21 protein-coding genes are annotated in these 24627 nt (G+C 50.7%); 17 read left to right on the top strand and 4 right to left on the bottom strand.

Annotated elements, in window-relative coordinates; genetic code table 11:
• From NSU01_RS23635 to NSU01_RS23590, 10 genes are all read left to right on the top strand, one after another.
• Nucleotides 1–1854: a sensor histidine kinase gene (locus tag NSU01_RS23635; protein ID WP_042138757.1), complete on the top strand. Its 1854-nt coding sequence runs from the start codon at nt 1–3 to the stop codon at nt 1852–1854.
• A complete protein-coding gene (locus tag NSU01_RS23630; protein ID WP_076245640.1) occupies nt 1832–2623 on the top strand; it encodes a response regulator in 792 nt (263 codons plus the stop codon). Before NSU01_RS23635 ends, NSU01_RS23630 begins: the two co-directional genes overlap by 23 nt.
• A gap of 340 nt (nt 2624–2963) precedes the next feature.
• The gene (locus NSU01_RS23625; protein WP_076245638.1) at nt 2964–5273 is read left to right on the top strand and encodes a copper amine oxidase N-terminal domain-containing protein; all 2310 of its coding nucleotides are present in this window, start codon (nt 2964–2966) and stop codon (nt 5271–5273) included.
• 233 nt (nt 5274–5506) lie between these two features.
• On the top strand, nt 5507–5968 hold the full coding sequence (locus tag NSU01_RS23620; protein WP_076245636.1) for a Fur family transcriptional regulator: 462 nt from the start codon (nt 5507–5509) through the stop codon (nt 5966–5968).
• Nucleotides 5969–5970: 2 nt separating this feature from the next.
• Nucleotides 5971–6234, top strand: a complete 264-nt coding sequence (gene yidD, locus NSU01_RS23615) for a membrane protein insertion efficiency factor YidD (protein WP_039295456.1) — start codon at nt 5971–5973, stop codon at nt 6232–6234.
• Nucleotides 6235–6676: 442 nt separating this feature from the next.
• Nucleotides 6677–8710: a methionine--tRNA ligase gene (gene metG / locus NSU01_RS23610; protein WP_076245634.1), complete on the top strand. Its 2034-nt coding sequence runs from the start codon at nt 6677–6679 to the stop codon at nt 8708–8710.
• A gap of 226 nt (nt 8711–8936) precedes the next feature.
• Nucleotides 8937–9905 (top strand): zinc ABC transporter substrate-binding protein, encoded by a 969-nt coding sequence (locus NSU01_RS23605; RefSeq protein WP_076245631.1) that lies wholly within the window; start codon nt 8937–8939, stop codon nt 9903–9905.
• Nucleotides 9906–9939: 34 nt separating this feature from the next.
• Entirely contained in the window at nt 9940–10689 is a 750-nt protein-coding gene (locus NSU01_RS23600) for a metal ABC transporter ATP-binding protein (RefSeq protein WP_042138751.1), read from the top strand.
• 787 nt (nt 10690–11476) lie between these two features.
• A complete protein-coding gene (locus NSU01_RS23595; RefSeq protein ID WP_076245625.1) occupies nt 11477–12280 on the top strand; it encodes a metal ABC transporter permease in 804 nt (267 codons plus the stop codon).
• A gap of 86 nt (nt 12281–12366) precedes the next feature.
• Nucleotides 12367–13080, top strand: coding sequence for a cytochrome c biogenesis CcdA family protein (locus NSU01_RS23590; protein WP_042138748.1), 714 nt, complete (start codon nt 12367–12369; stop codon nt 13078–13080).
• 9 nt (nt 13081–13089) lie between these two features.
• Here NSU01_RS23590 and splB read toward each other — a convergent pair whose 3' ends face one another.
• Nucleotides 13090–14166, bottom strand: a complete 1077-nt coding sequence (splB, locus tag NSU01_RS23585; protein WP_076245623.1) for a spore photoproduct lyase — start codon at nt 14164–14166, stop codon at nt 13090–13092.
• A 192-nt stretch (nt 14167–14358) separates the two neighbouring features.
• On the opposite strand from splB, the gene mntR reads away from it, so the two are divergent.
• The 3 genes from mntR (at nt 14359) to NSU01_RS23570 (ending at nt 17685) form a co-directional block, all read left to right on the top strand.
• Nucleotides 14359–14784: a transcriptional regulator MntR gene (gene mntR, locus NSU01_RS23580; protein WP_039295471.1), complete on the top strand. Its 426-nt coding sequence runs from the start codon at nt 14359–14361 to the stop codon at nt 14782–14784.
• Nucleotides 14785–14959: 175 nt separating this feature from the next.
• The gene (locus tag NSU01_RS23575; RefSeq protein ID WP_076245620.1) at nt 14960–16636 is read left to right on the top strand and encodes a family 10 glycosylhydrolase; all 1677 of its coding nucleotides are present in this window, start codon (nt 14960–14962) and stop codon (nt 16634–16636) included.
• Nucleotides 16637–16704: 68 nt separating this feature from the next.
• Nucleotides 16705–17685 carry a patatin-like phospholipase family protein gene (locus tag NSU01_RS23570; protein ID WP_076245617.1) on the top strand — a complete coding sequence of 327 codons (981 nt, stop codon included), beginning with the start codon at nt 16705–16707 and terminating at the stop codon, nt 17683–17685.
• A gap of 81 nt (nt 17686–17766) precedes the next feature.
• Here the strand turns inward: NSU01_RS23570 and NSU01_RS23565 are convergent, their stop codons facing one another.
• Together NSU01_RS23565 and NSU01_RS23560 are read right to left on the bottom strand one after the other, a co-directional pair.
• Entirely contained in the window at nt 17767–18108 is a 342-nt protein-coding gene (locus tag NSU01_RS23565; RefSeq protein ID WP_039295475.1) for a hypothetical protein, read from the bottom strand.
• A gap of 7 nt (nt 18109–18115) precedes the next feature.
• Nucleotides 18116–19120, bottom strand: coding sequence for a DUF1385 domain-containing protein (locus NSU01_RS23560; RefSeq protein ID WP_042138743.1), 1005 nt, complete (start codon nt 19118–19120; stop codon nt 18116–18118).
• A 156-nt stretch (nt 19121–19276) separates the two neighbouring features.
• On the opposite strand from NSU01_RS23560, the gene NSU01_RS23555 reads away from it, so the two are divergent.
• The 4 genes from NSU01_RS23555 to NSU01_RS23540 all read left to right on the top strand — a co-directional run bounded on the left by NSU01_RS23555 (nt 19277) and on the right by NSU01_RS23540 (nt 23020).
• Nucleotides 19277–19768 carry a YqhR family membrane protein gene (locus NSU01_RS23555; RefSeq protein ID WP_042138742.1) on the top strand — a complete coding sequence of 164 codons (492 nt, stop codon included), beginning with the start codon at nt 19277–19279 and terminating at the stop codon, nt 19766–19768.
• A gap of 75 nt (nt 19769–19843) precedes the next feature.
• Entirely contained in the window at nt 19844–20914 is a 1071-nt protein-coding gene (locus NSU01_RS23550) for a Xaa-Pro peptidase family protein (protein ID WP_076245614.1), read from the top strand.
• A gap of 45 nt (nt 20915–20959) precedes the next feature.
• The gene (efp, locus tag NSU01_RS23545; RefSeq protein WP_039295482.1) at nt 20960–21517 is read left to right on the top strand and encodes an elongation factor P; all 558 of its coding nucleotides are present in this window, start codon (nt 20960–20962) and stop codon (nt 21515–21517) included.
• A 249-nt stretch (nt 21518–21766) separates the two neighbouring features.
• Nucleotides 21767–23020: an aspartate kinase gene (locus tag NSU01_RS23540; RefSeq protein ID WP_039295541.1), complete on the top strand. Its 1254-nt coding sequence runs from the start codon at nt 21767–21769 to the stop codon at nt 23018–23020.
• Between the two features lie 708 nt (nt 23021–23728).
• On the opposite strand, the gene NSU01_RS23535 is transcribed toward NSU01_RS23540, so the two are convergent.
• Nucleotides 23729–24595, bottom strand: a complete 867-nt coding sequence (locus NSU01_RS23535) for a YitT family protein (RefSeq protein ID WP_076245612.1) — start codon at nt 24593–24595, stop codon at nt 23729–23731.
• Nucleotides 24596–24627: the final 32 nt, after the last annotated feature.

Genomic DNA, 24627 nt, shown 5'->3' with positions numbered 1-24627 from the left:
ATGAATTTGCGCTACAAATTATTTACGGCATTTCTGGGCCTGATTATCATTCCCTTATTCATTCTTGGCATGATTATGTTCTTCGTTACTTATAATTCGATAGAGAAGAAGTACAGCCAGCAGTCCGAATATTCACTTAAGGCGATCAGTTACAGCATTTCGAATGTGTTTAAGGATATGGACAATGTGACAGACAACGGAATTGCCACCTCGGTCTTTCATATGGCACTCAGCGCGGATGATCCCTCCAAACAGGATTTGACCGATGCCGAGCAGCTCAGCCTGAACGCCAGCCAGCGCAATTTCCGTAGTCTGCTCTATAATCATCCGTCGATCAGCTATGCCTTTCTCTATAATTTTAATGGAAAAGGCAGCTCGGAGATCGTATCGGTCTTTAACAAAGAAAATTTCCGCACTCTCCCCTACGACAAGTTCAAAGGGAGCGATCTCTACCAGGAGGTTATGAAGCTTAACGGGGTTCCGAAATGGCTGGCACCGCATGAGTATCCCGAACTGACGGGGACGGAGGCTGTGTTTACGCAAATCCGGCTGGTTAAGGAGCTTAGCTTTTTTCAGAACATCGGCATTCTGGTAGTCCAGATCAAGAATTGGGAGTTCGAATCCATATTCCGCAACCTCAAGATCGGGGACAGCAGCCAGAAGGTATCCTTTATGCTGGTCAACGATGACGGGATGATCCTGCTTGACCCGGACAGGCAGCTGGACGGACAGGATTTCCGTGACTTTACTACGAAGGATATTACCTTTAAGCCGGGCTTCCAGAGCTACAGAACACAGTTTGACGGCGAAAAGAGCATTCTGTCAGTCTACCACCTGAAGGGCTATCCCTGGAGCCTGGTTTCTGTGACCTCCTGGGGCTCGCTGTCCCGTGAAGTAACTGTGTTTGCCCGCTGGTTTGTGGTGGTTATGTTTCTGTGCCTGCTCGGTGCAGTGATCTTCAATCTGTTCTTCATGAACCGGATTACAGGGGGGATTGCTGTGATCGTCCGCTTCATGCGCCGGGTGGAGGATGGAGACCTGACAACCCGGGTCGAGGAGAAGGGCAGTGACGAAATGACGCTGCTCGCCAGAGGCTTCAATGACCTCATGGACAAAATCAATTCATTATTCAACAGGATCAATGAAGAGCAGCGGCGCAAAAATCAGGCAGAAATGCGCGTGCTGCAGGCGCAGATCAAACCGCATTTTCTGTTCAATACGCTGGAATCCATCAATGTGCTGGCTGTGCAGAATGAAGGGCGCAAGGTCAGTGAGATGGTCTACAGGCTGGCCAGTATTCTGCGGATCAGTATCCAGGACAGGGATGAAATAACGCTGGAAGAAGAGGTTAAGCATCTGCGCAACTATCTGGATATTCAGAAATTCCGGTTCGAGGACTTGTTCGATTACGAGCTTGAGGTTCCGGAGGAGCTGCTGGGCTGCGGGATTCTGAAGCTTACGCTGCAGCCGCTGGTTGAGAACAGCATTCAGCATGGCTTTGAAGGGATCAGCTACAAAGGTCTGGTAAGCGTTAAGGTCTGGGAAGAACGGGGGAATCTGATTCTGCGGATTCAGGATAACGGGATCGGCATGACTCCGTCCCAGCTGTCCATGTTTCAGTATATGGTTAATGATCCGGCGGAGCAGAAGCCTGAAGGCAAAGCGCAACACGGAATTCATCTGGAACGGAGGGGGCTTGGCGTTCGCAGTGTAGCTGACCGAATCCGTATAGAATACGGAGGCAGATATGGGATTTTCATCTGTGCGAGTCCTGGTGAAGGAACAATTATCCAGTGCGTCATACCTAAATACGGGCAGGGGGAAGATCATTATGCTAAAGGTATTATTGGTTGACGATGAGGCGCCTATCCTGAACAATCTCAACAAAGTGCTGCCTTGGCATGACATGGGGATGGAGGTTACGGGGATGGCCCGCAGCGGAATGGAAGCTCTGCGTATCGCTGAAGAGGAGACGCCCGATCTGGTGCTGTGTGACATCCGTATGCCGGTCATGGACGGACTTACATTCATCGGCAAGCTGCGTGAGATGGGGCTGGAGAGTGAGGTGCTGCTGCTAAGCGGCTATCAGGAGTTTGATTATGCGCGCGAGGCCATCCGCCTTGGTGTGAAGGAATATATCTGCAAGCCGATACATTATGAGGAGCTTGGCAACAAGGTGCGGGAGATCGGAGCTCGGATCCGCAGCAAACAGTATAAGGATAAACTGTATAACAGTATTCCCTTGTTTCAGGAGATGCCTGTACCCGAGGATTCCGCCAAAAAAACACCGGATCAATTGATGAGCCAGGCGGCGAATTATATTACCGAGCGGCTGAGCTATGACCTTGGCATTGAAGAGGTGGCGAACCGGATCGGCATCAGCAGCAGCTATTTCTGCCTGCTCTTCAAGAACCGCTTCGCGATGACCTTCGTGGAGTATGTAACGTTGCAGAGGATTGAAGCCGCCAAATTCATGCTGGCCAGCAGCGACAAAAGCATTACTGCGATCAGCTCGGGAGTGGGTTACCAGGAGCGGCGTTATTTCACCAAGGTATTCCAGAAACAGACGGGGATGTCCCCTAAGGAATACCGCGATAAACACAAGGCTGCCGAAGCCCGCTAAGGGTAAGGGTAAAGGGAAGCCGGAGATTATATCCTGTCTGGTACAATAACTGAATTCAATGCTGCTTGTTCTGGCGGCGTACACCAAGATTGTCCCGGGATGGGGATGATCTTTTTTTGTGAAAATGGATTTCTAATAGAAATAAATGGATAATCTTTGATTTTTCTTTACACTGAATGAAACTTTTCGGAGTTGCCTGCGTCTAATACTATGTTTTGTAAAATGAACGTGGCAAATAATTCTGCCGTCCTGTAGAGGGCGGTTGCGTTTTTGCGGGGAATATAAGGTGAAGAAAGATAACGCCTTATACACTACAATTGGGAGCAGAAGGAGTCGTACAATGAATTTGAAAAAAATGATCTTAGTGGCAGTATTGGCCGTTTCACAAACCGCAGCAGCGGTTCCGGCCTTTGCAATTCCTGCCAGCACACAAAGTATCACAGGCAATGTTGCCGCAGCGGTGAATACCACGCAGACGGTTGTAACACAGGAGGAGCCCTCGGCTACAGATCCATTGCCTCCATTAGTTACTGAGGCGCCTGCAGGTACAGTTACGCCAACACCAACACCGATCCCGGCAGCAACAGCAGTTCCTGCAGCGACAGCAGTTCCGGTAGTGCCGGCAGCAACACCAACACCACTTCCGGCAGTAACCCAGGCTCCTGTTGATGGTGTTGTACCAACAGATGCGGCTGTTCCAACGGCAACTCCGCTTCCTGGCAGTACTCAAGTGTTGCAGCCGACAACTGCAGGTCTGACCACTTCCGCCACTGGCGGCAGCCAGCTCATCCTGATGATGAACAGTAACAAAATGTACAGAAACGGTACACCGTATACTGCCAACCAGCCGATGGCTGTCAAGAACGGGGTCTCGTATGTATCGATCCGTGCAATGGTGGAAATGGTCGGAGTAAGCTATACCTACGACTACAAAACCAAGGAAGTTATCGTTACTAAAGGCACAAGTATTATGCGCTTCAAGACCGACAGTAAGATCTATACGGTAAATGGCGCCAAGAATACTATGAAAGGCCCGGCCTACCAGTTCAAAGGCACCTTCATGGTTCCTTTAACCTCCATTACCTATGCGCTGAATATTCCTTATACGGTGGACAATGTGCAGAAGCGTGTCATTCTTACGCTGAACACGAAGCCGACAGCATCTTTTACAGTCCAACCGACTGAGATTTATGCAGGTCAAACGACTGTGAATTATGTTACTTCGTATTCTTCACCGAATGGTACGCCGATGGCTGAAGAACAATGGGGCGGCAACAAACTGGATATGTACGATCAGCCGGGATTCTATACCGTAACTTATTCTGTGCGTGATGCGAATAATTTGTGGAGTGATCCTTACTCTGTAACGATCCAGGTGCTGCAGCCAAATCAGCCGCCTGTGGCCCAGTTCACGACTGATAAAGATGAATACAAAATGGGTGAGCCGGTAATTCTGACAGATACCAGCTATGACCCTGAGTATGAAGAATTAACGACCACCTGGAGCAACCGTGGCCTGGCCTATTTCAACCCCGGTCCTACGTCCATCCAGCTGACAGTAACTGATAAGCATGGTCTTAGCAGCACTTTTGAGAAGACCATTAACATTACAAGCGAACAACTGTATACCCAGGATGAAGTAGCGAAGCTGTTCACTATTCCAGGGGATGTTCTGACGTTTGACGGTGGATTGATCCCGGGACTTCCTAACCTGCCGTACAATCTTTCATCTGACAGTTATACGCTGATCCGCAGTAACAGCCCTGAAACGGTTAATACAGAGGGTGTGCTGTACCGCGAGACTTCCGTAGGGAAGACACGTTTCCTGGTACACCATATGAACAATATGACTACACGACAGAAGCTGTATGTGATCGCCACGAACAACGGCATATATCCGGCGACGATTTCGACCGAATACTCAGGTATTGCCGGTCCGGTAACTTCTCCGGAATATACAGGCAGAATTTCGATTCAGAAATACTACAATTCCATGATTACAGGTTCAAGTGCATCCCAAATCGTCCTGCAGCCGGGACAAAGTGTGCCAATCCTGACAGATCTGAACAAGATTGCCATGAAACCGAAAGAGGTGCTCTCACTCAGCGCCGATCTGATTAGCGATTATCCTATTCTATATAATGTGGTAATGGTTGAGCAGACTAAAGATCCGGTAGCTGTGCTGCCGACACTGCCAATTCTTGACCGCGACGGTGTGCATAACCGGGGAACATATCCGGATTCAACACGCATCATCAACGTGACTGATGTTGTAGGCACAACGCAATCCAAGCTGATCCTGGGGGATAATAAAAATGACCTCAATCTGATTGGTATTGATCCGATGACTGGAACAGAGGCTTCTAATTCCGGCAACTTCGGTGTACTGTACAAAATCGTTCTGGACCGTGTGGCAGCGAACACACTGATCACCTTCAACCCGCGTGGAGGTAATTATCTAGGTTCGTTACTGGTGAACGGAACGATTGTGAATCTGCCGAACAAGGGAAGCTTGTCCAGCTCGGACATGAATGCAGTAGTCTTCCGTACCGGCGAATACGAAGGTCCGGTCGATATTACCTTCTCCGTAGCTTCCGGCAGCAATCTGCCTGTAAACTTTGTGTTTACTCCGCTTCCGGCCAAAAAATAAATATAACTTCAATGCAAATGCAAACGGCAGCGTTCCTGAGGGGACGGCTGCCGTTTTTTTTAGTGTGAAATCATGGAATATAAGCTTCTGCTTTGCGGCGTTATTTTGCGCTATGCACCCGCAGGAATGTGGAGAAGGCTGCAGGACAGGCACACTTCATTGACGGGGCAGTACTTTTGGGGCATTATAAAGAGAGTGCAATACAAACGACCTATGTTATGGGAGATGAGCGAATGCTGTCGACAGAACAAATACTGGAAGCCATGTCGGGGCAGGGACTGCGAATCACCGATCAGCGCAAAACGCTTGCCAGGTTATTCGGCGAGAATACGGGGTATTTGTCTGCGAAGGATGTATATGAGCATATGGGCCGCAAATACAGCGGACTCAGCTTCGATACGGTCTACCGCAACCTGCGTGTCATGGAGGAGCTTGGTGTGCTGGAGCAGATTGTCTTTGAAGACGGCGTCAAATTCAAAGCAAGCTGCAGTCAGGACCACCATCATCATCATATGATTTGTCTTCAGTGTATGAAGACTTACCCTATTCATTTCTGTCCGATGAATTTAACAGATACACCGGATCAATTCCGGGTGGTCAAGCATAAATTTGAGGTGTTCGGTTACTGCAAAGACTGTGAACAGGGCCGCGAAGAAGAGTCCGTCGTAGCTGCTCACGGCAAAGAAGGCCGCTGAATATGGCTACCTTAAGAAGAACGGTCCAGGCTCCAATCCGGGTCTACCGCAGGTTCATATCGCCGCTTAAGCCGGCAACCTGCCGGTTCTATCCGACTTGTTCAGCCTATGCGCTTGAAGCTATTGAGGTCCATGGACCGCTGAAGGGTTCATGGCTGGCTGCAAGGCGGATCGCCCGCTGCCATCCCTTTCATCCGGGAGGGCTGGACCCGGTGCCGCCGCGCAAAGAGCAATCACCAGGAGATAAGCCTGTTCATACTACTTGACATGAGCCGCTGTGATGGGTATATTTTGAATAATAAGCAATATTCCGAGGAACGGATGAGTAAATGTGGACAACCATTACAGAGAGCCGGGGCTGCTGGAAGCCGGTATGGGATGCCAGATTGAATATGGTCCGGGAGGAACTGTGTTCGAGCGGGAGCCTTATAGTTGCGGCTTGCGTAAGATAACGGCGTGTTCCAGCGTTAATGGACAGTTCCGCAAGGGACTGGCGAAGCCTGTGCTCTGTGAGGAGCCGGGGAACTTTGGGTGGTATCGCGTGAGTTTACTCTCGCCCCATATAGGGGCGGGAGTTTTTTGTTATTTAAGAATTTATAAGTTTTGGAGCCCCCGCAAAGTACCTGAGTAAGCGTCGAAATTAAAGCATCACTTTGTGTGGCTATTTTGTGTCAAAATGAGAAGGTATAACGAAGGGATGACAATGTAATGAGTGAGAACAAAACCTTTTATTTAACTACGCCGATCTATTATCCGAGCGATAAGCTGCATATTGGACATGCGTATTCAACGGTGGCCGGTGATGCGATGGCCCGCTACAAGCGTCTGCGCGGCTATGAGGTCCGTTATCTGACTGGAACGGATGAGCATGGGCAGAAGATCGAAGAGAAGGCTGGCAAGGCCGGTAAGACCCCTCAGGAGTTCGTTGACGGAATTGTCGTAGGTATTAAGGATCTGTGGCGCAAGCTGGATATCTCCAATGATGATTTCATCCGTACGACCGAGGAGCGTCACAAGAAAGTGGTGGCGGATATTTTTGACCGACTGCTGAAGCAGGGCGATATCTACAAAGGGGAATACGAAGGCTGGTACTGTATTTCGGATGAGACCTTCTACACCGAGACACAGCTGGTGGACATTGAACGGGATGCTGACGGCAATATTACCGGCGGCAAAAGTCCGGACAGCGGACATCCGGTTGAACTGGTCAAGGAAGAAAGCTACTTCTTCCGCATGAGCAAGTACGCTGACCGCCTGCTGCAGTTCTACGAAGAGAATCCGGAATTCATCCTGCCGGAATCGCGCAAGAATGAGATGATTAACAACTTTATCAAGCCGGGTCTTGAGGATCTGGCCGTATCCCGTACGACTTTTGACTGGGGCGTTAAGGTAAAGGGTGATGAGAAGCATGTAGTGTACGTATGGATTGATGCACTTACCAACTATATTACAGCTCTCGGTTATGGATCGGAAGACCGCAGCCTGTATGATAAGTTCTGGCCTGCGGATGTGCACATTGTCGGTAAGGAGATTGTCCGTTTCCACACGATCTACTGGCCGATCATTCTGATGGCGCTCGGTGAACCGCTGCCGAAGAAGGTGTTCGCGCATGGCTGGCTGCTGATGAAGGACGGCAAAATGTCCAAATCCAAAGGCAATGTCGTTGATCCGGTTACTTTAATCGACCGCTATGGTCTGGATGCCCTGCGTTATTATCTGCTGCGCGAAGTTCCGTTCGGTTCGGATGGAACCTTCACACCGGAGAGCTTCGTGGACCGCGTCAACTATGATCTGGCCAACGACCTGGGCAATCTGCTGAACCGGACCGGGGCGATGGTAGAGAAATATTTCGCCGGTGAGCTTCCTGCTTATGCAGGCCAGGTAACGGCATTTGACGGGGAACTGGAATCGGTAGTGCAGAGCACCTATGTCAAAGTAGAAGAAGCGATGGAGAAAATGGAATTCTCCGTAGCCCTGACCGCGATTGGCGCTCTGATCAGCCGGACGAACAAATATATCGATGAAACCCAGCCATGGGTACTGGCTAAGGATGAGAGCAGAACCGGCGAGCTGGCTTCGGTGATGAGACATCTGGTCGAAGGACTGCGCACGGCGTCCATCCTGCTGCAGCCGTTCCTGACCGGTGCTCCCGCGAAGATATGGGAGCAGCTGGGCATTCAGCCGGGCGAGCTGACCACCTGGGAGAGCGGCAAATCATTCGGCCTGATTCCAGCGGGAACCAAGCTGGTGAAGGGCGACCCGATCTTCCCGCGCCTGGACGTGGCGCAGGAGGTGGCGTACATCGCCGAAGCGATGGGAGCCGGCAAGCCTGCAGAAGCAGCTGCGGAAGCTGCGCCTGCAGGGGCTGCAGTGACGCCGGATGCGGCAACTGCCGATCCGGAGGAAGAGGAGCATAAGGAAGAAATCGGCATCGACGATTTCGCCAAAGCAGAGCTGCGCGTAGCCCAGGTCATCGCCTGCGAGCCGGTGAAGAAGGCGGACAAGCTGCTGAAGCTGCAGCTCGATCTTGGATACGAGCAGCGCCAGGTCGTATCTGGCATTGCCAAGTTCTACACACCGGAAGAGCTGGTGGGACGCAAGGTGATCTGTATCGTGAACCTGAAGCCGGTGAAGCTGCGCGGCGAGTTGTCGCAGGGTATGATCCTGGCAGCCTCCAAGGGCGACCAGTTGACGATCGCCACCGTGCCGGACAGCATGCCTAACGGAGCTATTGTGAAATAAGACAAGCTGCATAGTTGAATGATATGAACGATCCCCGTGTGCCTTAATGCAGCGGGGATTGTTTTAGTGTAAATAGAGAATATACGTTATTAGGTGCTGGTCTTAAGGATAAGCGGCTTCAGTCTAATTATCGGGAGGCTGGCTGGAAGATCAGAGTTGACTTATCGTAACGATTACTATTATAATTCTCATAGTAAATTTTACGATTTAAGGGGTCGATAGAGAAATGTTATATAAAAGCTTGCACAAAGGGCTTTTGCTTGTTGTTACCATACTGCTGCTAATGATGCTTGCCGCATGCGGTTCTAAGAGCAGCGGAAGTATCGTCGAGGGAAAAGTGAATGTCATCACTACTTTTTATCCTATATATGAATTTGCCAGTGAAATCGGCGGGGAAGATATCAACGCGATCAATCTGCTTCCGGTGGGGGTAGAGCCGCATGACTGGACGCCGCGCAGCCAGGATATTATTAATACCTCGAAGGCACAGCTGTTCCTGTATAATGGAGCAGGACTGGAGGGCTGGGTGCCCAATTTCCTCAAAAGCCTCGACAGTGACAGTGAAGCCAAGGCTGTAGAAGTCAGCCAAGGGGTTGATCTGATTATGACCGACGAGGAAGACGGTCATGATCATGGCCATGAGGATGAAGGAGCAGAACACAGCGATAGCCTGCACACGGATCCGCATACCTGGGTAAGTCCGAAGTCGGCGCTTGTGATGGCGAAGAACATCAAGGAAAGCCTGCAGTCCGTTGATCCTGAGCATTCCGCAGGTTATGAAGCACGGTACCAGAAGCTGGTTGAACGCTTGAGTGCGCTCGACAGCAAGTTTACCGAGGAACTGGGCAAGCTGCCGAATAAAGAGATCGTAGTATCTCATCAGGCCTTCTCGTATCTGGCGCGTGATTACGGACTGTCACAGCACGCTATTATGGGGCTGTCACCGGATGCCGAACCAAGGGGACAGGATCTGCTCGATCTGGCGGCATTGGTCAAAGAAGAGGGCATCCGCTACATTTTCTTCGAAGAACTGGTATCCGATAAGCTGGCCAAAACACTCGCTAGTGAAACCGGCGTGTCCACGATGGTGCTGAATCCGGTAGAGGGTCTGACTGAAGCCCAGGAGAAGAATGGTGACAACTATTTCACGCTAATGGAGAAAAATTTGCAAAATCTCATTCTGGCTTTACAATAATAAGGAAAGTATAAGTTGAAAGGTGGTACTTCACATGCAACCGGTATCCCTGGACTGCCATCAGCATATGATCGAAATACAGGATTTGTCCTTCTCCTATGGGGAACAGAAGGTAATCTCCAATCTGGATTATACAGTGAAAGAACGCGATTTCCTGGGCATCATCGGTTCCAACGGTGCCGGCAAGACTACGCTGCTCAAAATGATTGTCGGTCTGCTGCCTGCTACCAGCGGGGAGATTAAATTATTCGGCCAGCCGGTCCGGAAGTTCAAGGACTGGGAACGGATCGGTTATGTTCCGCAGAAGAATGCATTCAATCCGCTGTTCCCGGCTACCGTGCGTGAAGTGGTATTGTCTGGCCTGTACAATAACAAGAATCTGATCCGCCGCGTATCCAAAGCCCAGCACCGCCAGTGTGAGGATGCGCTTGAAGTGATGCGGATTCAGGATATCGCGGAGAAAAGAGTCGGCCAGCTGTCCGGGGGCCAGCAGCAGCGGGTCTTCCTGGCCCGGGCCCTGATCAACCATCCGGATCTGCTGATCCTCGATGAGCCTACCGTCGGTATTGATGCCGAGACGCAGGCCGGATTCTTCGACCTGATCATGCATATGCATGCCCATCACCACATGACCTTCCTGATGGTATCGCATGATATCGACATGATTAAGAACTATCTCGGCAACGAGCCGGTGCAGAAGAACGGCAAGATCAATTTCTATTGCCGCCATTCTCATGATGTTCAGGACTGCGTTGTCGATAACCTGCAGCATACACTCTCTTGAAAAAGGGAGCGCAGAGGTGTTTCAGACATTCTGCAAAATCAGCTTCTCAAGCTAGCATCCTAAAGATAGCTGTATTTCGTACAGTTATTTTTAGATTATAGGCGCGGATTTAAGCTATAACTGTAGTTTGTACACTTATATTTGCGGAAAACAGGCGATAATCCGCTTACTCCTCTTTATAATTGTATGAAATACACTTATTTTCCTGATCTGGTTCTAAATAAGACAAATAGTTGTACAAAGTACATTTAAACGGCTTGATTCCAACGAACAAGGCTCTTCTGCCCTGCTCTTAGTTGTCCCCTGGGTCGTCCATTGTACAACATCGGACGGCCTTCGCTCTTATCTTTTGAACTTGATTTTGACTTGAATGCGTAATTAAATCCCGCCAAATGTTAAGCATATCCCGCAGGGAGGCAAAGCGGTCCTACCTCAACGTCCCCAAGCAGCGAAAGTCTGCTGTCCCACGCCAATTGCACTTAAACGGGTGTCCAGAGGGCAGAGCCCTTGGGGCCCTCCCTTGGAAGGGAGGGTTTGGGTGGGATCGAAAGGTTTGGGATCGAAAAGGTTTGGGATCGAAAAGGTTTGGGATCGAAAAGGTTTGGGATCGAAAAGGTTTGGGATCGAAAGGTTTAGGATCGAAAGGTTTAGGATCGAAAGGTTTAGGATCGAAAGGTTTAGGATCGAAAGGTTTAGGATCGAAAGGTTTGGATCTAAAAGGCTTTTGATCTAAAAGGTTTTGATCTAAAGTCTCGATAAGGTTTGATCATAAAAGGAGAAAAATATCTTGGAAATTCTATTTAGTGACTTTTTCCAGCGGGCGCTGGCCGGCGGCCTGATGATTGGGATTACAGCGCCGCTGATAGGCGTGTTCCTGGTGCTGCGGCGCCTGTCGATGATCGGAGACACGCTGGCCCATGTAACCATCGCCGGGGTGGCGCTTGGCTTCCTGACGGGCTTCTACCCGCTTGGAGCGGGGCTGATCTTTGCCGTAGTGGCCTCGTTTGCGATTGAGAAGCTGCGCAAGGCATACAAAAGCTACGCCGAACTCTCCATTGCCATCATCATGTCGGGCGGGGTGGCGCTGGCTTCGCTTTTTTTCACCCTGGGCAAAGGCTATAATGCGGATGTGATGAGTTACCTGTTCGGCAGTATTTACACGCTGAATAACACCGATCTGATTGTAGTAGGTATCGTTACCATTGCGGTTGTGGTTGTAGTTTCGCTGTTCTTCAAAGAGTTCTTCCTGCTCAGCTTTGAGGAGGATGCGGCCAGTGTCAGCGGACTGCCGGTGAAGCTGCTTAATATGCTGATAACCGTGTTGACCGCGCTTGTAATCAGTACGGCGATCAAAATTGTCGGCTCGCTGCTGGTATCTGCACTCCTGACCATTCCTGTGGCGATCAGTTTGCTGCTGTCCCGAAGCTTCAAGTCTTCAGTCATTCTGTCCGTAATTATTGCTGAAGTCGCTGTAGTCGGCGGACTAGTCATTGCCGGTGTGTGGAATCTGGCTCCCGGAGCCACGATTGTTCTGCTCCTGATTGCACTGCTGACATTAACACTCATCGGCAAAAAAGGGCTGCCAGCCTAAACCTAAAGCTCCCAGCGGCCTAAACTACATATGCTTGAATACTGCCTTCGTGAACTGAACCCGAGTAGGGAAGGAGAGATGCGCCAGTGTCCAACCTGAATGCAGGAATCGCTTTTGCCGCCGGAGTGGCGTCGTTCATATCGCCTTGCTGTCTGCCGCTCTACCCGTCCTATCTATCTTATATTACCGGATTATCGGTGCAGGAGCTGAAGAGTGGGGGGGACAGCAAAGAGGTCCGTTTCCGGACCCTCTCGCATACGCTGGCCTTTATATTGGGCTTCTCGGCTGTATTCTATACCCTTGGTTTCGGGGCTGGACTGTTTGGTGAATTCTTCAACGGCCAGCGGGATCTGATCCGCCAGTTGTCGGCTATTCTGATTATTGTGATGGGGCTGTTCCTGCTTGGTATTTTTCAGCCGCAGTTTCTGCTCCGGGAGCGCAAGCTGGAGCTGAAATGGAAGCCTGCGGGATATCTGGGCTCGTTTATCTTCGGCATCGGCTTCTCAGCGGGCTGGTCACCGTGCATCGGTCCCATTTTGACGGCGATTATTGCCCTTTCTGCCAGTGATCCGGGAACCTGGTTTACGTTGATTACGGCTTACAGCATCGGGTTTGCGCTGCCGTTCTTCGGACTCGCTTTTTTCCTGGGCGGCGCGCGGAAGATCCTGAAATATTCCAATCTGCTGATGAAGCTTGGCGGCACACTGATGGTGTTCATGGGCATTCTGCTGTTCACCGACCAGATGTTCCGGATAACGATCTGGCTGCAGGGGGTTACACCGGAGTGGCTGATTTTCTAAGCCTAATTGTTAAGTGAAATAATCAATAGCCGCTTCCGGAAAATGTTCGAAAATCCGCTCTGTGATGAATTCGCGCAGGGCGGTTTGCTGTTCATCAGGGTAGACATATTTGTTCTGGCCCCACTTGCCCCATTTCTTCTTGCGCTTCTCAATATCCATCTCCAGCTTGGATTTCGGATAACGTTTCTCGATCACGGTCTTGGCCGTTTTGGTGAACCTGTGCTGGATCATTTCAAAAGTAAGACCCTTGCCAATTCCCGGCGGCAACGTACGGGCCAGCTTCTCCAGCAACTCGGCATAGCCTTCTTCCCAGCCGTCATGCCAGATGATCGGAGCGATGATGAAGCCAAGCGGATAACCGGCACGGGCAATCTGACCGGCAGCCTCAATCCGCTCCTCGAACCGGGAGGTGGCCGGCTCAAAATTCTTAATTACATAATCGGCGTTCACGCTGAAGCGTACGCGGGTATGGCCGTTATGCTTCAGTCCAAGCAAGGGCTCAACATGCTGATACTTCGTCACGAAGCGCAGCCGCCCGAGCGGCTCTTCGGCCATGAATTCAATTAGCTCCGTAAGCGAACCGGTAATATGCTCCAGCCCCAGCGGGTCCGAGGTACAGGCAGCTTCGAAGGTGGTAATCTCCGGGGCACGCTCGCCGATATATTTTTTGGCCGCATCGATGATGTCTCCAATGTTTACATATACACGGATGTAAGGCTTGGAACCCAATGTAGTCTGAAGGTAACAATAATGACAGTGGCCCATACAGCCGGTAGCAATCGGAATCGCATAATCGGCAGACGGCTTGGACTGGTCAAAAGTCAGCGTTTTGCGGAGACCGACGACAAGTGTTCTTTTAGCGATTTTGTATTGCTCCACTTCGGTTTCGCCGGGCAGATTGGTGATCCGGTTATGCGAGGTGGTCATACGGAAGGGAATGTTGCGGGCCTTGACCCACTCCATAATCCGCTCCCCTTTGGGATAATTCAAGGCATCCGGTTCGAAAAAAACCAGCTCCGGAATGAAGAGGCCCGTCGGCTTCCGCGGTCTTTTGGCAGGAGGGCGTTCAGGGGTAACTACGTTCATGAATTCACGCTCCTTATAGATGAGGATACCGTTATTGTGCCGTTAAGCGGGTGAATGAAATCATGGTAAACATCGCTAAGCGGAGAAGCGGCAGACCTGTAGGACTTGCCAAGGAGCGGCAGAAACATGTATCATTGTTAGAGCAAGGCCCGGCCCCATCGCCACGCTCAATATAGAAAAGAGGTAAAGTTAATGCCAACACCCAGCATGGAGGATTATTTGGAGCGCATATACAAGCTCATTGATGAGAAGGGTTATGCGCGGGTCTCGGATATTGCCGAGGGACTGGAAGTACACCCCTCCTCTGTGACCAAGATGATCCAAAAACTGGATAAGGACGAATATCTCATCTATGAGAAATATCGTGGGCTTGTCCTAACAAGCAAAGGAAAAAAAGTGGGAAAACGTCTTGTGGACCGCCATCAGCTGCTGGAGGAATTCCTCGGGCTTATTGGAGTTCAGCAAGAACATATTTATAAGGATGTTGAAGGCATTGAGCATCATTTGAGCTGGGATTCTATCACCCGGATCGAGACACTAGTGGAGTACTTCCGCCGGGATGAAGCGCGTCTGCAGACCTTATACGATATTCACCATGAAATGGTCAGTGATTCATAATTTTGGCTGTTTTTGTTTGATTAGCGCAACCTTTCCAGTTTTATTACGTCAAAACGGATACCGTTCCTTTTTCACCTAAGGAAGGACTCCGTTTACTAAAGAAACGGCCTTCTCCCTGATTCAAGGACGAGAAGGCCGTTTCTTTGTTATATCACTACAACATTTGGGAGGAATTATGAATTACCGTAAATGGATATTAGGGTTGCTGGTGGTTATGCTATGTCTGCCTGTGTGGACAACAAGTGCACGCGCTGCTTCGGTGCAGATTACCATTGAACTGGATGGAGAGAGCTTAAGCACGGATGTTCCGCCTTATATTACGCGGACCAATGTTACTATGGTCCCTGTCGGGGTAGTCAGTAAAGGACTAGGTGCCGGTGTGGTCTGGGATCAGGCCAGTAAGACCGCTACAATCAGCAAGGGGAATAATGTGCTGAAGCTGACTAGCGGAAGCAAAAGTGCAATCGTTAACGGTGCTTCAGTCCCTCTGGATACCTCTGTGCAGATTACACAGGGCAGAGTGATGGTGCCGCTGCGGTTCGTCAGTGAGCAGCTCGGGCTGCAGGTAGTCTGGAATCAGGCTGCGAAGCATATTGCCTTATATTCAAATGTAGAGATTGGCGGGCCGTCTACACCTTCGACACCGTCTGTTCCGACAGTGCCGACACCATCCGTGCCAACGCCTGTAGTGCCGGCACCGTCCGTGCCAACGCCAACCGTACCTTCAATTCCCGGGGCCAAGACCGGAAAGGCGATGAAGGGCGCGTGGGTGTCTACCGTATTTAATCTGGACTGGCCGTCAACGGCTTCGGCCGGTAATGCAGACAAGCAGAAGAAAGAGTTCGACAGCATGCTGGACAAGCTGCAGGCTGCCGGTTTCAATAGTGTATTCGTACAGGTCAGACCCGCCGCAGATGCCCTGTATTCCTCACAGCTCGTCCCCTGGTCCAAGGTGCTTAGCGGTACCCAAGGGAAGGAGCCCGGCTATGATCCGCTCCAGTATATGGTCAGCAGCGCCCATTCACGCGGCATGCAGCTGCATGCCTGGTTCAATCCGTTCCGGGCAACTACCGATGCCTCCACTACAGGACTTGCCGCCAATCATGTGGCCAAGCTGCATCCAGAGTGGATCGTCAAAGCTGACAGTAAGCTGTACATAAATCCGGGTATACCGGAAGCGCGGCAGCATATCATTGACACCGTAATGGAAGTGGTCAGAGGGTATGACATTGACGGTGTGCATCTGGATGATTATTTCTATCCTTCCAACGTAACCTTTGCCGATGATACGGCATTTAAGACCTACAACTCTCAGGCAATTGCCACCAAGGGTGACTGGCGCCGGGATAATATCAATCAGTTCATCCGGCAGCTGGGTGCAGAGATTCATGCGGTGAAGCCGGCAGTTTCGTTTGGCGTCAGCCCCTTTGGGGTATGGCGCAATAAAAAGGCGGACAGCACCGGTTCGGATACCACGGCAGGCGTATCTGCGTATGATGACATGTATGCGGATGTACGCACATGGATTAAGAGCGGCTGGGTCGACTATGTGGCTCCGCAGATATATTGGAGTCTCTCTTTCAGCGCCGCCCGTTATGACAAGCTGGTCGACTGGTGGGTGAACGAGGTCACTGGCACGGGCGTCAAGCTGTATATCGGCCTGGCCTCCTACAAAGTAGGGGATACCAAACAAACCGCGGAATGGCAGAGCGGCGATCAGATTATCAACCAGCTGAAATATAACGAGAAATACGACGAGGTTTCCGGCAGCATTCTGTTCCGGGCCAATGATATTGTGGTCCGTGATCCATTTGGCCTGGCCAGCCTGCTCAGCTTTTATTTCAAATCATAGTCAGTCATGAATAGTCCCCCGTGCTCATAGATAAGCAATAAGATCTATGGAACGGGGGACTCTTAGGTATGGAGATTAACGCAGTTTTTGAAGGCGGAGGCGTGAAGGGGATTGCGCTCGCAGGTGCGGTGGAGGCAACGGAGCGGGCGGGCCGAACCTTCAGGAGAGTAGCCGGAACCTCTTCAGGCTCCATTATTGCTTCGCTGCTGGCCGCCGGTTATAACGGGGAGGCGATGAGCCGGATTATCAGGGAGACGCCCTTCACATCCTTTCTCAAGCGCGGAGCGCTATATAACACCGCTGTAATAGGACCGGCAATCCGTGTGCTGATCAAAAAAGGCCTGTATTCGGGCCAGGCTCTGGAATCTTGGATCCGTGGCATTCTGCTGGAGAAGGGAGTGGTTACGTTCAGCGATCTGCCGCGCGGCAGGCTGACTGTTATCGCTTCAGATATTACTAACGGAAGGATTGTCGTCTTGCCGGATGATCTGGAGCTCTACGGGATTTCACCGGACTCCTTTGAAGTCGCCAAGGCTGTGCGGATGAGCTGCAGCATTCCCTACTTCTTCGATCCGGTGATGCTGCGGCTGAACGGAGAGGCTGCCCGGAGAAAGTCTTTTGCCGAGCAGTTTGTGTATATGGTGGACGGGGGGATGCTGAGCAATTTTCCGCTGTGGCTGTTTGATGAGAAGAAGGATGGCTTCCAGTCCCCAGAGCGGCGTACGCCCACGGTGGGCTACCAGTTGATTGGTAAGACACAGCCGCAGCCTCACCGCATTACCGGGCCGTTCAGCATGCTTCAGGCCATGGTAGGGACGATGCTCTCTGCCCATGATGAACGTTATATCGAGACGGATAAATTCGTACGCACTGTCAAAATTCCCACGCTGGGCATTTCCACCACCCAGTTTCATATCTCCCCGGAACAGAGTGAGGCGATCTATACTGCAGGGCTGACGGCCGGAGCGGATTTTTTCAAAAATTGGCGTCCGCCGCTTAGCACACGTCCATATTTTACCCGGCCTAAGTGCGCCGGACCTGAATTATAACCAAAAAAGGCATCCCGCATGTCGTAACGACAATGCGGAGATGCCTTTTGTTGCTTGAATCTTAGCGGATAGCCTGGAGTTTCAATGATATTTGGGAAGCTGGTCGTCGTTCTTACCCTTGCTGCCTTCAATCACCTGGAATGGATAGGTTTTACGCTTGCCGGGTGAGGCGGCCTGGGTTTTGCGGATACCCGCAACCTTGGACATCGTCTTGGCCGAAGGCTTGACTTTGGTACGCGGCCGTCCGGGACCGCCGTTTGTTCTGCCGGGAACGATCTTGTACGCATAATACAGCAGCGCCAGCAGGACTAGCGGAAGAATAAAGATAGATAGGGCAGCAAGGCCGCGTATCATAAATTCCGTTACCAGCCCCCATGCTGCGAGAGCTATTGAAATCCAAAAAATCAAAGCATGTCTGATCATGGGCTAATCATCCTTTCGCAGGATCCAAAATGCCGCCTGACACACTTGCCTCCGAATATCCTCTTGCTTCAATTGCGGCATCCAGCTCCCGCATCCGGTTGAACGAGGCGATGGACACCTCAACCATATCGTCTTTAGGTTCTTTGGTCGTCAGCAGCTGCAGCCACAGACCCGGATACCCCAGATACTTGAGCCCGGGAATATCTCTCACGGCATTGGTGCCCTTCAGCACCTCAAAGGAGATCCCGATGACTACCGGCAGGAGAATAATCCGCTGCAGTACCCGTTCCATAAGATTATCCCATGGGACAACAGAGTAGATAATCACACCGAGGATAATGGTCAGCATCATGAAGCTGCTTCCGCAGCGGTAATGCAGACGGCTGTATTTCTGTACATTCTTAACAGTCAGTTCTTCGCCGGCTTCAAAAGCACTGATTACCTTATGCTCGGCACCGTGATACTGGAACAGCCGTTTGATCACCGGAGTCTGTGAAATCGCAAACAGATAAACGAGCAGGAGAATCAGCTTAATGCCGCCTTCAACAAGGTTGTGCAGAATATAGTTATCGAATGCATTCTTGAATAAAAAATCTTCTACGAATACCGGCACCAGTGTGAAAATAACCTTGCCGAAAAGGAAAGAAAGAATACCCATGACAGCTACGCCGAAAATCATACCGAGGCTCCAGCCTTCATCTTTCTTCTTGTCTTTATCTTTCTCTTTCTGCTTGGCAAGCTCTTCAGGCTCTGTCTCATCCTCGGCATAGGATTCCGCCGAATAATTCAGGTGCTTCGAGCCTTTGGCGCTGGAATCTATAATACTGACAATGCCGCGAAGCAGCGGAATCTTGCGCAGTTTAAGGACCCAGCTCTTATCGCTCTTCGGCACCTCCAAAAATGTGATTTCCTGATTCTTCCTTCTTACGGCTGTTACGTTGATATGCTTGCCGCCGAACATGACGCCTTCAATGACGGCTTGGCCGCCGTAACTGGGAGTTTCCTGGGACAACCAATTCACCTTCCCGTATTTTAATGTGATTTATATAATACATTGTAACTAATTTTTAAGCACATTACTAGTTGGATTGCCGTTTGCTGTACATACTAGTCTATAGAGAGCGGAGTGGAAACCGGATTAACCCTATATTGAAAGTGAGGCTGCTCTATGAGTTCTTCCAACAAGCAAAAGTCAGTCCATACGAATCCGTTTTATTTTGCCATTGAACTGGGCTTTTTCGCCGGCATCATCTGGGGAGGAGCCCGCTGGCTGATGTATGTCCTGCATTTCACCAAGGTGATTCCGGGATTTTTGGCGGAGCCCTTCTTTAAACATGACTTTTTGGTGTCGCCCGCCGGGCATCTGCTCGGATATTTATCCTTTATCGTCTTCTCGGTGATCGTTTCCCTGGTCTACGTGCTTATCTTCCGTAAGCTGAAGGGGCCTTGGCCGGGGATGATTTACGGTGTGCTCTGGTGGTCGGCCCTGTTCCTTGCCGGCTCCTGGCAGTTCCTGATGCAGCCGCCTTTCAGACTGCCCTGGAACTCTGTAATCAGTGAATTTTGCCTCTTTTTGCTCTGGGGATTATTCATCGGATATACGGCGGCGATTGAGTATACCGATGAGCGGAAACGGGAGCAGCAGACAAAGCTGGCTTAAGCGTCCGAAAAAACTTCTCAGGTGGCATGCCACTATGTTAAAATACAATGTGGCTATTTCGAGAGGAGAATGAAAATGAGCAACAAGCGCGTCTCCAAGCTGCGTAAGGTTTTGCAGGAACTGGGACTGGATGCGATGTTAATTACCAGCGGCTATAACCGCCGCTATTTGAGCGGATTCACCGGCTCCTCCGGTTATGTGCTGGTTACCGGTGATGACAGTTATCTGCTGACTGACTTCAGGTATATGACACAGGCCTCGGAACAGGTAAACGGCCTGAAGGTTGTTCAGCATGCTTCGAAATTCATTGACACCGTACGCGAGCTGCTGCCGCAGGGCGGACAAGTCCGGGTTGGATTCGAGCAGGATGATGTAAGCTTCAGCGCGTACACTGCCTATGCGGCGGCTCTGCAGCCGGCTGTTATGGTGCCGGTATCCAAAGCCGTGGAGAATCTGCGCATGTTCAAGGACGAAGAAGAGCTGGCTGTCATGCAGCGGGCGGCCGATCTGGCCGACGCCACGTTCAGTCATATCCTGAATGTGATCAAACCAGGCATGACTGAACGTGATGTCGATCTGGAAATGGAATTCTACATGCGTACCCATGGTGCAACCTCGTCTTCATTCGATACGATCGTTGCTTCCGGCGAACGCTCGGCCATGCCGCATGGCGTAGCCAGCAGCAAGATCATCCAGAACAATGAATTCGTAACCTTCGATTTCGGCGCTCTGCTGGACGGATACTGCTCCGATGTAACACGTACGATTGCTCTGGGATCGCCAGATCCCAAGCTGAAGGAAATCTATGATATTGTGCTTGAAGCGCAGCTGCATACGCTGGCACATATCAAGCCGGGCATGACCGGCCGCGAATGCGATGCCCTGGCCCGTGATATTATCACCCGTTACGGATACGGGGAGTATTTCGGCCACAGCACAGGCCATGGCCTGGGCATGGAGGTTCATGAATCTCCGCGTCTGTCCAAGCTTGCCGATGAAATTATGGAGCCGGGCATGGTTGTTACCGTTGAACCGGGAATTTATCTCTCCGGCCTCGGCGGCGTGCGGATTGAAGATGATATTGTCATTACCGAAAGCGGCATCGCGCTGCTGACACATTCGTCTAAGGAATACACGGTACTGTAAGACAAACTTATTCAGTTAATTCATCGATTCCAGGAGGGATTTTTAGTGATTTCAGTTAATGATTTCAAGACAGGCTTGACCGTAGAAGTAGAAGGGGATATCTTCACCGTCATTGATTTCCAGCACGTGAAGCCGGGTAAAGGCGCGGCATTCGTCCGCTCCAAGCTGAAGAACCTGCGTAACGGCAATACCGTTGAGCGCACATTCCGTGCAGGCGAAACAATTGGCCGCGCGATCATCGAGAACCGTGGTGTACAGTACCTGTATGCCAGCGGTTCCGAGCATGTATTCATGGACAACGAAACATATGACCAGTTCGAGTTGACTGAGAAGCAGCTGGAGTGGGAGCTTAACTTCCTGAGAGAGAATATGACGGTAAATATCGTCAGCTACCAGGGTGAAATCCTCGGGATCAACCTGCCTACAAGTGTTGAACTGAAGGTTACTGAAACAGAACCGGGCGTTAAAGGCAACACGGCTCAAGGTGCAACTAAAGCGGCTGTTCTGGAAACCGGACATACTGTACAGGTTCCATTGTTCATTAATGAAGGCGATGTTCTCCTGATCGATACCCGTGAAGGTAAATACATCTCCCGCGCGTAGTAGCTTACGTAGCTCCGGATTCAACGTTATTCAAGACGGCCTCCCCGCAGTATGCGGCGGAGGTTTTTTGTACAGCTTCAGCTGAATATAATTTGCCGTGCCAGGCATAGAGGAATGGGCATGTTCGGAAAATTGGGCGCTTTTTTTGTGAAACCATTAACGCATGTTATGATTTTCGTATTATACTGTGTTAAAGCGAAAACCAAATAAAAGCTACTACTTACAGCGAAATAGGGAGTGAATGGGACTTTGTCACTTTATGTCATGAAATTCGGAGGCAGCTCCGTCGGCGATATTGAACGTATGAAGCGTGTCGCCAAGCGCATCGCAGATAAGCAGGATGAGGGACATCGCTGCGTTGTGGTTGTGTCCGCTATGGGGGATACAACAGATGAACTGATCGATCAGGCTAAACAGCTGAACGGGCAGCCTCCCGCACGGGAAATGGATATGCTGATGACTACGGGGGAACAGATCTCTGTAGCGCTTCTGTCCATCGCTCTTCATGGAATCGGGCGGAATGCTGTATCCTATACAGGCTGGCAGGCCGGGTTCCGAACCGATGAGACCCATGGCCGTGCGCGGATTAGTGAAATCGTTCCACGCCGTGTTCTGGAGTCGCTGGAGCGTGAGCAGATTGTTATCGTTGCCGGGTTCCAGGGGATGACACTGGACGGTGAGATTACCACGCTGGGCCGCGGAGGTTCGGATACAACGGCGGTTGCGCTGGCTGCTGCGATCAAAGCGGATGTCTGCGAAATCTATACCGATGTAGACGGCATCTATTCCACAGACCCGCGTATTGTGAAGACAGCGCGGAAGCTGAAGGAAATCTCGTATGACGAGATGCTGGAGCTGGCTAATCTCGGTGCAGCCGTGCTGCATCCGCGTGCAGTGGAATATGCCAAACGATATCAAGTGAAGCTGGTCGTCAGATCGAGCTTTAACCATAATGAAGGAACTGTTGTGAAGGAGGAAGCAAGTATGGAGCAGGGTGTAGTAGTTAGCGGCATCGCGTATGACAAGAATGTGGCCCGTATCAGTATTCTGGGAGTTCCGGATGTTCCGGGTGTACTCGCCCAGGTCTTCGGCAAGCTGGCCGAAGAGGGTGTGGACGTCGATATCATCGTACAGAGCGGCGTTCAGAATCAGACCGCAGACTTCTCCTTTACAGTAGCCCTTAGCGATCTGGAGAAGGCTAAGCAGGTCATTGAAGGATTGCACAGTGTGCTGCCGTACCGTGAAGTGACTTCCGAGGATAGTCTGGTCAAGGTGTCCATTGTCGGCGCCGGCATGGTCAGCCATCCGGGGGTGGCGGCCCAAATGTTCGAGGTGATCTCGAACGAAGGTGTGAGCATCAAGATGGTCAGCACCTCGGAGATTAAGGTTTCCTGTGTCATTGAATCCGGCAATCTGCAGCAGATTATTCAGGCGCTGCATACGGCTTATAATCTCGACACCGCAGAGCAGGCCTTCGTCGGAGGCCCGCAGGACCGCCGCTAAGCTTCTGGTCTATAATTCTGCAGCATGACAATATCAGGGATGTTTCTTTGGCCGGAAGGCTGGAGGGCATCCCTGTTTGGCGTCTGGTGGCAGGTAAGCCCTAAACTGATTTGGGGCTTGAGCGAAAAACCGAATACAATGCGCCAACGATAGGGTAGACGAGCCAAATGTATGCGAAAAACCGAATACATTATGCCAATGATAAGGTAGATGGGCTAAATGTATGCGAAAAACCGAATACAATGCGCCAACGATAGGGTAGACGAGCCAAATGTATGCGAAAAACCGAATACATTATGCCATCGATAGGGTAGACGAGCCAAATGTATGCGAAAACCGAATACATTGCGCCATCGTCAATGTAAAGCGAATAATGTATTACACAAAGACACAAAGACAACATCCTATTAATAACTAACCATCATTAGTCAAAAAGAGTGCTGTTCCCCGCGCGAGCGGAGAGCAGCACTCTTTTTGCATAGTAAATGTGGCTAGCAACGGTATAGGCGATATGCTTAATTGTACTTTGTACAACTAAATCGTCTGATTTACTAGCGATTATCCATATAGTTGTATTTCATACAATTAAACTGACTTTGTACCTTGATTCCCGCCCATTTGGGCAAATTTAGTTGTACGGAATACAGTTATAAGATGTTCGCATCCCTTTTCGCTGGTTTTAATTGCACATTATACAACTATCCTCGTTTAACTCAACCGTCTGAACCGGCCCATAATCTCCACAGTCTCCAGCACGTTGACGAAGGATTTCGGATCTGTCTCAAGAATGGTCTTGCGCAGGTCAGCCAGCTCGTAGCGGGTAGTTACCGTCATCAGCATCGTATTGCCTTCATGACTGTACCCGCCCTCCGCATTCACGACGGTGACGCCGTGCGGCAGACAGGTCAGGCGGTTCAGCATTTTCTCGCGCTCCTTCGTGACAATGAAGCAGGTCAGCTTGACGTGGCGGATGTGGATCATGTCAACTACACGGCTTTTGACGAAAATACAGAGCATCGCGTACAGCGCCGAATCCCAGCTTTTGAAGAAGCCCAGGCTTAGGATGACCAGACCGTCCATCACGAACAGCACGGTTCCCATGGGAATGTCCCGCTTGCGGGTAATAATGGAGCCCAGAATATCGAATCCGCCGGAAGATCCCCCCGCACGCAGCGAGAAGCCGACACCGCCGGCAATGATCACACCGCCGAAGATACTGGCCAGAATCGGGTCCTTGGTAAGCTTCACCACAGGGATGATATTCAGGAACCAGGTCGTGGAGATAACCGACAGCATGCTATAGCAGATGTATTTCTTCCCCACGGCTACGAAACCCCAGATCAGGATTGGCAGGTTGATGGCGAAATAATACAGCGAGATATACTTCGGATTCGTTAAGTAGCCAATAATGGATGCCGTCCCGGCCACGCCGCCGCTGAGCAGCTGATGCGGAATCAGGAACAGCCGGAGCCCGCCCGCTACCAGAAAGGCTGAAAAAATGATAACGGCTACTTCTTTTACCTGTCTGGCTACTGTTCCCGATACGAGCGGTACTACGAAATTACGAACTTGCATGACTGTGATCCCCTCTTTTTCCGATGTCTTTA

Origin of the sequence: Paenibacillus sp. FSL H8-0259 (assembly GCF_037963255.1) — a bacterium.
In the GTDB taxonomy this organism is placed as follows: Bacteria; Bacillota; Bacilli; order Paenibacillales; family Paenibacillaceae; genus Paenibacillus_AQ; species Paenibacillus_AQ phytohabitans.
The sequence above is the reverse complement of the archived record's forward strand: the minus strand, read 5'-3'. Positions and strand labels throughout refer to the sequence as shown.

Excerpts from the sequence above, each read along its gene's own strand:
- NSU01_RS23635 (WP_042138757.1), top strand. The coding sequence starts at position 1 with ATGAATTTGCGCTACAAATTATTTACGGCATTTCTGGGCCTGATTATC.
- NSU01_RS23630 (WP_076245640.1), top strand. The coding sequence starts at position 1,832 with ATGCTAAAGGTATTATTGGTTGACGATGAGGCGCCTATCCTGAACAAT.
- NSU01_RS23625 (WP_076245638.1), top strand. The coding sequence starts at position 2,964 with ATGAATTTGAAAAAAATGATCTTAGTGGCAGTATTGGCCGTTTCACAA.
- NSU01_RS23620 (WP_076245636.1), top strand. The coding sequence starts at position 5,507 with ATGCTGTCGACAGAACAAATACTGGAAGCCATGTCGGGGCAGGGACTG.
- yidD (WP_039295456.1), top strand. The coding sequence starts at position 5,971 with ATGGCTACCTTAAGAAGAACGGTCCAGGCTCCAATCCGGGTCTACCGC.
- metG (WP_076245634.1), top strand. The coding sequence starts at position 6,677 with ATGAGTGAGAACAAAACCTTTTATTTAACTACGCCGATCTATTATCCG.
- NSU01_RS23605 (WP_076245631.1), top strand. The coding sequence starts at position 8,937 with ATGTTATATAAAAGCTTGCACAAAGGGCTTTTGCTTGTTGTTACCATA.
- NSU01_RS23600 (WP_042138751.1), top strand. The coding sequence starts at position 9,940 with ATGCAACCGGTATCCCTGGACTGCCATCAGCATATGATCGAAATACAG.
- splB (WP_076245623.1), bottom strand. The coding sequence starts at position 14,166 with ATGAACGTAGTTACCCCTGAACGCCCTCCTGCCAAAAGACCGCGGAAG.
- mntR (WP_039295471.1), top strand. The coding sequence starts at position 14,359 with ATGCCAACACCCAGCATGGAGGATTATTTGGAGCGCATATACAAGCTC.
- NSU01_RS23575 (WP_076245620.1), top strand. The coding sequence starts at position 14,960 with ATGAATTACCGTAAATGGATATTAGGGTTGCTGGTGGTTATGCTATGT.
- NSU01_RS23570 (WP_076245617.1), top strand. The coding sequence starts at position 16,705 with ATGGAGATTAACGCAGTTTTTGAAGGCGGAGGCGTGAAGGGGATTGCG.
- NSU01_RS23565 (WP_039295475.1), bottom strand. The coding sequence starts at position 18,108 with ATGATCAGACATGCTTTGATTTTTTGGATTTCAATAGCTCTCGCAGCA.
- NSU01_RS23555 (WP_042138742.1), top strand. The coding sequence starts at position 19,277 with ATGAGTTCTTCCAACAAGCAAAAGTCAGTCCATACGAATCCGTTTTAT.
- NSU01_RS23550 (WP_076245614.1), top strand. The coding sequence starts at position 19,844 with ATGAGCAACAAGCGCGTCTCCAAGCTGCGTAAGGTTTTGCAGGAACTG.
- NSU01_RS23535 (WP_076245612.1), bottom strand. The coding sequence starts at position 24,595 with ATGCAAGTTCGTAATTTCGTAGTACCGCTCGTATCGGGAACAGTAGCC.